Consider the following 10,438-nt stretch of genomic DNA (forward strand, 5'->3'; position numbering starts at 1 on the left):
ATCGTGGCACCTCCGCCAACAATGAATCAGCCGCTCACCATCAATTCAACCTGATTAATAGGTCCTGACCCTAGCTGAGGCGGTTTCATCATCTGCCGGCGTTGGTACCTTCAAACGCTCCGTCAGGGCGGTTTCGATCAGTCGCGTGGTCTCATGCTCGTTGAGCAGGCCGATCTGCAGATCCAGCTCGGCGCGGTGCTCGCTCAACGCTCCGAGCTGATGCTTGGCACGTTCGCGACCAAGCTCGGGCGCGGTTTCCGTGCAGAATTCCGGCCCCCGTGCTTCGGTGATCGGGTCGCCTATTTTTGCCGCGGGTCTTCCAGGCCGATGCCGATCTGACGGAAACGGCCCGACCGACGTTCGACGACGGCTTCGGCGAGCGAGCGGGCGGCGTTGCGGACCTCTTCCTGGATTGTCTCGTCGGCATCGAGTTCCTCATGGCTTGTGGCGTACGGCTTCCAGTAACCGATGTAGCGGTCGAGCTCGGCGCTGGGGCCGGCCGGCGACAACTTCATGAAGCGCAGCCAGTCAGCGAGGGAATGCCGCACATTCTCCGCACCTTCGACATCGCCGTGCACAATCACAGAAAACAGCCTGCCTGCCAGATGACGCGGATAGTCCCAGCCGGCCAGTTCTACCTCCTTTGCCTTTGCCGCATCCTTGCCCTGTGTCAGCGAGGGGTCTGGATTGCCACCGTCAGCGCAGACAAGCCTGTCCATCATCAGTTTGACAGGCGAGGAAACCTGATACCAATTCACCGGCGAGATGATCATGATGCCATGGGCGGCGACCCACATCGGGTAGATTTCGTTCATCCAGTCCTGAACTTGCCCAAGCGAATGGTTGGGATAGCAGGAACAGGGCCAATGGCAGAGCGGAGCGGCCGTCGAAAAGCACGCCTTGCACGGATGGATGTTCCTCCCGTATTCGGAAGCAAGCCGCGACAGATCGAGAATTTCGACTGCAAGTTTCGTTTCCTTGTCGATGGTCTCACGGGCGATTTCGGCGAGCCGGAAACTCTTCGACATCTCGCCGGGACAGGTGTGCTCGCTGCGCGACGACCCGTTGATGATCAACAGACGCGGCGGCGCCGTTAGGTCCTCGTACCGACGCTGCGCCTTTAGCACCGCCTCGTGCGCCGCAATCCAATCGACGGACAGATCGTAGTCGGGGTCGCTGAACCCAAGACCGGCTTTCCTCGTGATCGGGCTCTTGCGGGAATCCGCGTAAGCCTGCCAGGCGATCGAAGCGATTTGCTCAATCGACTGGGCGAACGGTTCGAACGCTGGATCGACGAATTGCTGCTTGTACCTCGCCTTGAAGGCTTTCTCACTCAGTCTGGGACTAGCCATGCCCTTGCGAGGCGCCGGGGTTTTCCCGACAAATTTGGCAACGAGACCAGCCATTTCCGAATTCCTTTCCCGAATTCTTGTCCAGGAACGCGCAAGATCTTGCAGTGATTTATTCACCCGTTCCGTCAGCGCCTCCGTGGAAGAAGGATCGAATTTCCTCCCTGTCGATGCTGTCATCGGCGTCCTCGTCGACGGCGCTGAATATCCGCTCGACAAAATCCTGAACCTCGGTTTGAGACAGCGCCCCATCGCCGTTGGCGTCGACTATGGCGAACATCATTCGCATCCGTGCGCCATGCATCATCCCGCCTCCCATATGGCGCCGGTCATGCCTTCGGAAATCGCGATGCCAACGGTCGTCACCTCGCTGCTCTGCTCGCGGGCGGCGATGCTGCATTCTCTCCTCCAGCATCTCAGTCATCATCTCGCGCATCGTTTGGCGCATGGAGTCTTCGGTTGGCCCGCCTGGCGACGGCTGTGAACCTTGTGCAGGTGCGGCGGGCGCAGGCGAGCTCGTCTGGGGTAGCGCCGGCGAAGCCAGCATAGCCAACGCCGCGGCAATTGCTGTGGTCTTGCTTGCTGATGTCATCGTGTTCTCCTTGGAGAATGGGTGGACCGAACGTGTCGGCATCTAAGCCAAACCCGCTGCTCCCCGCATGGTTCCTAGCGCGTTGCAACGCTGGTGATTGGTGAAAACGGCGATAACGGCCAATCTCCCCCCTTGAGGGGGAGATCAGCAGCTTAGCCGCAGCATTCTTCGGCTGTTTCGACTTTTTGTATCCGGTGCGCCACAAGCCGGCCATATGGGTTTGAGCATTGGATTTTCCCGAACCCGGTTCCCATTTTCGGGTCCGATGCTCTAACGGAGAAGAAGCCTTGGATGCCCTGAAATCGCTCATCGAATCGCGCCGCTTCGACCTCGCGATCATGGTCCTGATCCTGATCAACGCCGTCACGCTCGGCCTCGAAACCTCGCCCGACGCGATTGCTGCCTTTGGCCCGCTTCTGACGGCTATCGACCGCGCCATCCTCAGCGTCTTCGTGCTCGAACTCGCGATCCGGCTGGTCGTCTACAGGACGCGTTTCTTCCGCGATCCATGGCGCATCTTCGACCTCTTCGTCGTCGGTTTTGCGCTCATCCCCACGACCGGCTCTCTCTCGGTGCTGCGGGCGCTGCGCATCCTGCGGGTGCTGCGCCTGATCAGCATCGTTCCGTCGCTGCGCCGTGTCGTCACCGGCTTCATCACCGCCTTGCCCGGCATGGGCTCGATCATGCTGCTGCTCGGGCTGGTGTTCTACGTCTTTGCGGTGATGGCGACGAAGCTCTACGGCTCGTCCTTTCCCGAACTGTTCGGCGGCATACCAGAATCGCTGTTCACGCTTTTCCAGGTCATGACCCTCGAGGGCTGGTCGGACGGTGTGGTGCGCCCGGTCATGGAGGTCTATCCGGCGGCCTGGCTGTTCTTCATCCCATTCATCATCGCGACCTCATTCACCGTGCTCAATCTATTCATCGGCGTGATCGTTTCGGCGATGGAGGCCGAGCATGAAGCCGTGGAATCGGCCGACAGGGCGACGCTGCACAGCGACCAGGCCATGATCCTGGCGGAGTTGCAGGCGCTGCGGGCGGAGGTCCGCGAATTGACCGGCGTTCGCGGCTAGAGCGCCGCCGCGAGAAACATTCCGGTCCGTCGGCGGCTTGTGACGGTGTGGTGCGGTGAAAGAGCCCGCCGCTCCATTTGCGAAGCGGCGGGTGTCCCCCAATCACCCCCCGATTGTCAGGTCAAAATTGCCCCCCGGCATTGCTGACCGTGCAATTGCGGCGCCAGACCCAGTGATCCATTACGGGACACCTATGCCAAAGACGCAAGATGGGTTTGGCGATTGATATTAACTGTGGCTAATATGTCACCGTGGTCGGAACGGACTGATGTCACAACGGTGCAGAACCTTTGATGGCGGAGCTAGGCGCCCCCCTCTGTCCTGCCGGACATCTCCCCCTCAAGGGGGGAGATTGGCAGCTTTGGCGCACCGCTCGCTTCTGCAACGGTGGCGGTTCGCGAAGGCGGCGGTGACGGCCGATCTCCCCCCTCGTGGGGGAGATGCCCCGCAGGGCAGAGGGGGTCGGTTCGACCGGGCACGGCCCCTCGCGGGCGAGAACGCCGGAGCTCCACGCGAGGCTACCCCCTCTGTCGCCTTCGGCGACATCTCCGCCCTCAAGGGGGGAGATCGGCAGCTTCGGCCTTGGCGAGCAGCGCCTCGACCTCTTGCAGCGTCGGCATCGACGGCGCCGTGCCCGGCCGGGTGACCGAGATGCCGGCGACGGCGCAGGCGAAGCGGACTGCTTGCAGCGGGTCCACGCCTCTCGCAAGTGCTGCGGCCAGGCCGCCATTGAAGGCGTCGCCGGCGCCGGTGGTCTCGACCACGGGACCGGCTTTGATCGCGCCGACATGGTCGGAGCGGCTGGCCGTGTGCAGCAGCGCGCCCTGTTCGCCGAGCGTAACGATGACGGCGCCGGCGCCCTTTCCAAGCAAACGATCGGCGGCGCGGCGGGCGTCGTCGATGGAGGACACCTTGATGCCGGTCAGTTCCTCGGCCTCGGTCTCGTTGGGCGTGACATAGTCGCAGAGCGTGTAGATGCGCTCGGGCAGGCTTGCCGCGGGCGCCGGGTTGAGGATGGTCGTCACCCCTGCCCCGCGCGCGATCTCCAGCGCCCGCATCGCCGCCTCGATCGGCTGCTCGAGCTGGGTGACGAAGACGCCGGCCGAGCGGATCAGGCCGGCGTTAGCCTCGATGTCGTCGGGCGAAATCAGCATGGCCGCACCCGGGCTGACGATGATGGCGTTGTTGCCGCTCGTCTCCTCGACGAAGATATAGGCCGCACCCGTATAACTCTCCGGCGTGTCGATGACGGCGCTCTTCACCCCGGCCTGTGTCCAGGTTTGCCTGGCCATGTCGGCAAAGGGATCGACGCCAAGGCGCGTCAAAAAAGTGATGTCGGCGCCGAGACGGCCGGCCGCGACCGCCTGGTTGGAGCCCTTGCCGCCCGGGCCGAGGGTGAAGGATGTTCCAAGGATCGTCTCGCCCATGCGCGGCTGGCGGGCGGCGCGGTAGGCGGTGTCGGCGACGAAGACGCCCAATATGACGACAGGCTTGATGACCACAGGCTTGCCTGGCATCTCGCTACTCCGCGTCGGGAGGAACGACGCCCTTGCGGAAGGCAAAACAGCCATAGAAGCGGCGCTCGCCGGTCTGGATGACGCAATAGGCGTTTTTGGCACGTTCGTAGAAGGCGTAGCGCTCGACCGAAATCATCGGCCAGGCCTTGCCCTCAGCCGCATCGATCTCGCTTTGCACTTCTTGCTGCACGGCGGGAATCTCGTCCGGCTTGCCGACGATCTCCATGCGGGCGGCGGCATCGTCGACGAAATTGTCCAGCGGATAGAGCGACAGCACCGCCTTGACCACGTCAGCGGCCGGCGCATCGATGCGCAGCAGCCGGCCGAGCACGGTCTGGCGCGCCACCGAATCGGAGGGGAAGTTGGTGTCGGCGATGATCAGATCGTCGCCATGGCCCATCGCCCGCAGCGCCTGCAGCACGTCGGCATTGAGCAGCGGATTGATCCCTTTGAGCATAGTTCCCTCCCGAACGGGCTTTTTGATGCGAAGCCTGGCGCATGATCCCGAAGCATTGTCGGTTTTCGGACAAGATCATGCGCAATTCAAAGTGTTTAAAGACGGTTGCCGGTCTCTGCATCGAAGAGATGGACCTGGTCGAGCCGCGGTTTCAGATGCAGCGTGTCGCCCGGCTTGAAGTCGTGGCGCTCGCGGAACAGCGCCACCATCTCGCCCTCGCCGAATCGCAGGAAAACCAGCGTTTCGGAACCAGTCGGCTCGACCACGGAAATCTTTGCCGGCACGCCGTCGGGGTGGATTTCGAGATGCTCGGGCCGGACCCCGTAGACGACATTGCGACCGTCCTCCACCTTGCTGTTTTGAGCCATCGGGAACGGCGTCCCAGCGATCTCGACGATGGGTTTGTCGCCCTTGCGCACCACGCCCTTGAGCAGGTTCATCGACGGCGAGCCGATGAAGCCGGCGACGAACAGATTGGCCGGCCGGTCGAACAGTTCCAGCGGCGCGCCGACCTGCTCGATGCGGCCGTCGCGCATCACGACGATCTTGTCGGCCATGGTCATCGCCTCGATCTGGTCGTGCGTGACATAGATGGTGGTGGTCTTCAGCCGCTGGTGCAGTTCCTTGATCTCGGTGCGCATCTGGACGCGAAGCTTGGCGTCGAGGTTGGACAGCGGCTCGTCGAACAAGAACACCTGCGGGTTGCGCACGATGGCGCGGCCCATGGCGACGCGCTGGCGCTGGCCGCCCGAGAGCTGGCGCGGGTAGCGCTTGAGATAGGGATTGAGGTCGAGGATATCGGCGGCGCGCTTGACCCGCTCGGCGACATCGGCCGGATCGGTCTTCCGCAATTTCAGCGCAAAGGCCATGTTCTGCTCGACCGTCTTGTGCGGATAGAGCGCGTAGTTCTGGAACACCATGGCGATGTCGCGCTTGGCCGGCGGCAGATGGTTGACGACACGGTCGCCGATGGCGATCGTGCCGCCGGAAACGGTCTCCAGCCCCGCCACCATCCTGAGCAGCGTGGACTTGCCGCACCCCGAAGGACCGACCAGCACCACGAACTGCCCGTCGGCGATGTCGACGCTGACACCGTGCAGGACCTTGACGGTTCCGAACGCCTTGGCCACATTGCTGATCGCGACTTGAGCCATTGGCCCCCCTTTCGTTGCGGTGAAGCTAAACAACGCAAACAGCGAGGGCAAGTCAGTCTTTTATAGATAAAAAACTCTGTTCGCGTTTGACACGGCACCTGGTTGTGAGAATAGTGAAAGGGCTCGGGTTTTGACCCTGTTCCGGGCGCGCTGGCACGCTGGTCGGACCACGGAAGTCGAAGCGTTGCGGAGGAAAACTTGGGCCGCTATTTCTGGGAGCCGCTGTTGTTGGGGAACATTTCCAGCGCTCCAAACACCCGAACAATCACCATAGAGATTCTGGGAGGAACGAAATGAAAGTCAGCCTTTACAACCAATTCATGCGGGCGGGTGCCACTCGCCGCGATGTCCTCAAGGGCGCGGCCAGTATGGCCGCGATCGCAGCGGCATCCGGCGCCGGGCTTGGCGCGCTGACGCGCCCGGCTTCCGCCGCAAGCGAATTGCGCGCGCAGATCCTGCAGATCCCCGGTGTCGGCAAGGGCCAGCCGACCGATGCCGACTTCCAGCAGGTCGGCGAGCTTTGCCTGGAGGCGACCAAGGCCAGCGTCAAGGAAGGCGAATTCGCCGGCGTCCAGCTCACCTTCATGGGGCTCAACAACCAGAACCTGCACAATGTGCTGTTTCGCGGCTTCCTGAAGCCTTGGGAGACCTATACCGGCGCCAAGATCAACTGGATCGACCTGGCGCAGGCGGACTACAATGCCCGCCTGCAGCAGTCGATCGCCACCGGCACCGTCGATTTCGACATCATCGAGATGGGCGCGCCGTTCGAAGGCGACGTCTGCGGCAAGGGCCTGACCTCCGAAATGCCGGACTGGGTCAAGGACCAGATCGACATGAAGGACGTCGTGGCCTATCTGCAGCCACCGGTCGGCACCTGGGACGGCAAGCAGTACCGGGTGACCGTCGACGGCGACGCGCACAACTTCAACTACCGCACCGACGTGTTTGCCGATGCCGACCTCGCCAAGGCGTGGAAGGACGGCGGCGGTGGCGGTGAATGGGGCGTGCCGAAGACCTGGCAGCAGGTGCAGGCGGTGACAAAATTCCTCAAGGGCAAGCAGTTCCAGGGCCAGGACGTTTTTGGCTATCTCGACGCGCCCAAGGCGTGGGGCGGCTTCGGCTTCTATTTCCTCGGCAGCCGCGCCAGCGCCTACGCCAAGCATCCCGACGACAAGGCCTGGCTGTTCGATGCCGATACGATGAAGCCGCGCATCAACAATCCAGCCTGGGTGCGGGCCATCCAGGACGTGATCGACGCGCTGCCCTCGCAGCCTGCCGACCAGATCAACGCCGACCCGAACACCACCGCCTTCCAGCAGTTCCTGGCCGGCACCGGTTCGATGGTCACCTGGTGGGGCGACGTCGGCTCCAACGTCAAGACCAACGACAGTTCTGTCGTCGGCGACGTCACCGGCTTCTCGATCCTGCCGGGCTCGGACGACGTCTACAATTCCAAGACCGGCCAGTGGGACAAACTGGCCAGCGGCCCGAACCATGCGCCGAACTGCGCCTATCTCGGCTGGGGCGTCTACGTCATGGCTCGTGTCGACAGCGACGAAAAGAAGAAGAAGGCGGCATGGTCGGCCGCGGCCCATCTCGGCGGCAAGGACCTGTCGCTCTGGTGCGCGGCGTATCCGTCCGGCTTCCAGCCTTACCGCAATTCGCATTTCGACGTTCCGGAATGGGTGGCGGCCGGTTACGACGAGGCCTTCATCACCTCATATCTGAAGTCGGAGGCCGACAGTTACAACCATCCGAACGCCGCGATCGAGCCGCGTATCCCCGGCATCTTCCAATATTACAGCGCCGCCGAGGACATCCTGGCCAATACATTTGCCGGCAAGATGACGGCACAGGAAGGCGCCGACGCCATTGCAGCCGCCTGGGAGAAGCTGACCGACCAGATCGGCCGCGAAAACCAGATCAAGCTCTACAAGGCCTCGCTCGGCATGTAGGTTGAGATTTTAGCAACCGCGGCCCGGCGACGCAAAGCCGCCGGACCACAGCTTGACCGGCCAGCCGGTCATAGCACCCTGACCGGCCAGCCGGTCATAACAGCTTGACCGGCCTGCCGGTCATAGCAGCCTTCAGTGAACGGACGGGACGCGTGGCTGACCAGACCTTGCCCACCAGTGCGTGGCCGGCAAACGCCGCTCCATCCGATCTGATATCGCCGGGCCGCAAGCGGCTCGGCCGGGCGTTGATGGCCGCTGCGACGCTCGGCCTGCTGGCCGTGATCGCAGTCCAAATCCTTTACAAGTCAGAGGTCAACACTATCGGCTTCGAGACCTGGCGGCCGGTCGTCTATGCCTATGTGCTGTGGGGTGTGGCACTCGGCGTCGGCCAGGTGCTGACACGCGGCGAAGACGGCCAGCGCGCGCTGTTCCTGCTGCCGGCGCTGCTGTTCACCATCGCCATGGTGATCTTCCCGACGCTGTTCGGCTTCTACATTGCGCTGACCGACTGGAACCTCAGTTCCTTCTCCGGCCGCAAGTTCAACGGGCTCGACAATTTCTGGCAGATGCTGGCGGATCCCTATTACCGCAACGCGCTGTTCAACATGGTGCTCTATGTGCTGGCGGTGCTGGTCGAATACGTCATCGCTTTCGGCCTCGCTTTGCTGCTCAACGCACAGATCCGCGCGCGTAAATTCTTCCGTGTCGTCTTCCTGATGCCGTTGATGCTGTCGCCGGTCGCGGTGTCGTGGATGATCGGCAAGTCGCTGATGGAATACCGCTTCGGGCCGGCCGCGGCGCTGGCGCGCCAGCTCGGCTGGGAAAACCCCGCCTTCTTCTCAAACCCGATCACCGCCCGCATCTCGATCATGGTGCTGGACGCCTGGACGTTCATCCCGTTCATGATGATCATGCTGCTCGCCGGGCTTCAGGCGATGTCGCGCGAGGTGCTCGAGGCGGCCAGGGTAGACGGCGCCAATGCCTGGCAGACCTTCTGGCAGGTCACCTTTCCGCTGATGCTGCCGGTATCGGTGACGGCGATCATCCTGCGCATCATCTTCAAGTTGAAGCTTGCCGACATCATTATCACCGTCACCTCGGGCGGCCCGGGCGGCGCGACCGATTCGGTGTCGAGCTTCATCTACCGCGAGTATCGCGACCGCTCGAATGTCGGCTACGGCACCATGCTGGCGATGGCCTACCTCATCATCATCATCGTGTTCGTGACGTGGCTGTTGAAATTCGCCAACCGCTTCGTGCGCAACGTCAATTGACAGGCGGCCAGATGAGCGTCCAGACCACCGACTATGCCGCTTCCGAAATTCGCTCGCCGGCGAGCTTTTTCGCCAACCGCGTCTTCATCTATGGCGCGCTGGTGTTCTGGGCCTTCATCTGCCTGTTCCCGATCTACTGGACGATAACCACCTCGTTCAAGACCGCGGTCGACGTCACCCAGGGCCATCTCATCCCGTTCGTCGACTTCCAGCCGGACTGGAAGGGCTGGCGCTCGCTCGGCCTGTCGCCGGATGCGATCTTCCGGACCTCGACGGTGCGCGACGAGTTCATCAAGCGCTTCATGAATTCGGTCATCACCTCGGTCGGCGCATCGAGCCTCGCCATCGTCATTGGCAGCCTCGCCGCCTACGGCCTCACCCGCTTCCGCTATCACTTCGCCTGGTTCAAGAACGAGGACATCTCCTTCTTCTTCCTGTCGCAGCTGATCCTGCCGCCGGTGGTGCTCGCCCTGCCCTTTCTCGTGCTGTACCGGGAAGTCGGCATGCTCGACACGCGCATCGGGCTGATCCTGCTCTACACGCTGATGGTGCTGCCGATCGTTATCTGGATCATGCGCGACCAGTTCAACTCGATCCCAGTCGAACTGGAGGAAGCAGCCCTCGTCGACGGCCTGTCGATCTGGGGCGCCTTCTTCCGCATCGTCATGCCGATCGCGCTGCCGGGCATGGTCGCGGCGTTCATCCTGGCGATGGTGCTGTGCTGGAACGAGTATTTCTTCGCCGCACTGCTGACCTCGACCGACGCAAAAACCATTCCCGTGATGGTGGCGAGCCAGACCGGCTCGCAGGGCATCAACTGGTGGTCGATGGCCGCACTCGCCACCGCCGCGATAACACCGCTCGCCGTCATCGGCATCGCGCTGGAGCGCTACCTGATCATGGGCATGACCGCAGGCGCGGTGAAGTAGGCCCTCGCCACTCCTTCGAGCGTTGCAACTGTGGATGCTTTTGAACGCCGGCGGGACAGCGCCCCCCTCTGTCCTGCCGGACATCTCCCCCACAAGGGGGGAGATTCGCTGTTTCAGCGCCCCGCTCATTCCTGC

The 10,438-nt window shown here is 62.7% G+C and carries 9 protein-coding genes; 4 read left to right on the plus strand and 5 right to left on the minus strand.

Features of this window, described 5'->3' with window-relative positions; all coding sequences use genetic code 11:
* Window positions 1-299: 299 nt before the first annotated feature.
* Window positions 300-1,406, minus strand: a complete 1,107-nt coding sequence (locus AC0L2Z_RS34110; RefSeq protein WP_473630482.1) for a flavodoxin family protein — start codon at window positions 1,404-1,406, stop codon at window positions 300-302.
* A 55-nt stretch (window positions 1,407-1,461) separates the two neighbouring features.
* Window positions 1,462-1,941 carry an EF-hand domain-containing protein gene (locus tag AC0L2Z_RS34115; RefSeq protein ID WP_287237451.1) on the minus strand — a complete coding sequence of 160 codons (480 nt, stop codon included), beginning with the start codon at window positions 1,939-1,941 and terminating at the stop codon, window positions 1,462-1,464.
* Between the two features lie 287 nt (window positions 1,942-2,228).
* Between AC0L2Z_RS34115 and AC0L2Z_RS34120 the strand changes: the two genes are divergently transcribed.
* Window positions 2,229-3,014, plus strand: coding sequence for an ion transporter (locus AC0L2Z_RS34120; protein WP_287247533.1), 786 nt, complete (start codon window positions 2,229-2,231; stop codon window positions 3,012-3,014).
* A gap of 554 nt (window positions 3,015-3,568) precedes the next feature.
* Here the strand turns inward: AC0L2Z_RS34120 and rbsK are convergent.
* The 3 genes from rbsK to AC0L2Z_RS34135 all read right to left on the minus strand — a co-directional run bounded on the left by rbsK (window position 3,569) and on the right by AC0L2Z_RS34135 (window position 6,142).
* Window positions 3,569-4,531, minus strand: a complete 963-nt coding sequence (rbsK, locus tag AC0L2Z_RS34125) for a ribokinase (protein ID WP_473630483.1) — start codon at window positions 4,529-4,531, stop codon at window positions 3,569-3,571.
* A 4-nt stretch (window positions 4,532-4,535) separates the two neighbouring features.
* Complete coding sequence (locus AC0L2Z_RS34130; RefSeq protein WP_473630484.1) at window positions 4,536-4,988, minus strand: RbsD/FucU family protein; 453 nt, start codon at window positions 4,986-4,988, stop codon at window positions 4,536-4,538.
* A 95-nt stretch (window positions 4,989-5,083) separates the two neighbouring features.
* The gene (locus AC0L2Z_RS34135) at window positions 5,084-6,142 is read right to left on the minus strand and encodes an ABC transporter ATP-binding protein (protein WP_292427359.1); all 1,059 of its coding nucleotides are present in this window, start codon (window positions 6,140-6,142) and stop codon (window positions 5,084-5,086) included.
* Between the two features lie 293 nt (window positions 6,143-6,435).
* Here AC0L2Z_RS34135 and AC0L2Z_RS34140 point away from each other — a divergent pair, with 293 nt between their 5' ends.
* The 3 genes from AC0L2Z_RS34140 to AC0L2Z_RS34150 all read left to right on the plus strand — a co-directional run bounded on the left by AC0L2Z_RS34140 (window position 6,436) and on the right by AC0L2Z_RS34150 (window position 10,303).
* Window positions 6,436-8,100, plus strand: coding sequence for an ABC transporter substrate-binding protein (locus AC0L2Z_RS34140; RefSeq protein WP_287247536.1), 1,665 nt, complete (start codon window positions 6,436-6,438; stop codon window positions 8,098-8,100).
* 152 nt (window positions 8,101-8,252) lie between these two features.
* Window positions 8,253-9,374 (plus strand): carbohydrate ABC transporter permease, encoded by a 1,122-nt coding sequence (locus AC0L2Z_RS34145; RefSeq protein WP_128170029.1) that lies wholly within the window; start codon window positions 8,253-8,255, stop codon window positions 9,372-9,374.
* A gap of 11 nt (window positions 9,375-9,385) precedes the next feature.
* A complete protein-coding gene (locus AC0L2Z_RS34150; protein ID WP_027155318.1) occupies window positions 9,386-10,303 on the plus strand; it encodes a carbohydrate ABC transporter permease in 918 nt (305 codons plus the stop codon).
* Window positions 10,304-10,438: the final 135 nt, after the last annotated feature.

Source organism: Mesorhizobium sp. WSM4850 (assembly GCF_055811735.1).

Bases quoted from the DNA above. Each gene is read 5' to 3' on its own strand.
- AC0L2Z_RS34140 (WP_287247536.1), top strand. From the start codon at position 6,436: ATGAAAGTCAGCCTTTACAACCAATTCATGCGGGCGGGTGCCACTCGC.
- AC0L2Z_RS34135 (WP_292427359.1), bottom strand. From the start codon at position 6,142: ATGGCTCAAGTCGCGATCAGCAATGTGGCCAAGGCGTTCGGAACCGTC.
- AC0L2Z_RS34150 (WP_027155318.1), top strand. From the start codon at position 9,386: ATGAGCGTCCAGACCACCGACTATGCCGCTTCCGAAATTCGCTCGCCG.
- AC0L2Z_RS34130 (WP_473630484.1), bottom strand. From the start codon at position 4,988: ATGCTCAAAGGGATCAATCCGCTGCTCAATGCCGACGTGCTGCAGGCG.
- AC0L2Z_RS34115 (WP_287237451.1), bottom strand. From the start codon at position 1,941: ATGACATCAGCAAGCAAGACCACAGCAATTGCCGCGGCGTTGGCTATG.
- AC0L2Z_RS34110 (WP_473630482.1), bottom strand. From the start codon at position 1,406: ATGGCTGGTCTCGTTGCCAAATTTGTCGGGAAAACCCCGGCGCCTCGC.
- rbsK (WP_473630483.1), bottom strand. From the start codon at position 4,531: ATGCCAGGCAAGCCTGTGGTCATCAAGCCTGTCGTCATATTGGGCGTC.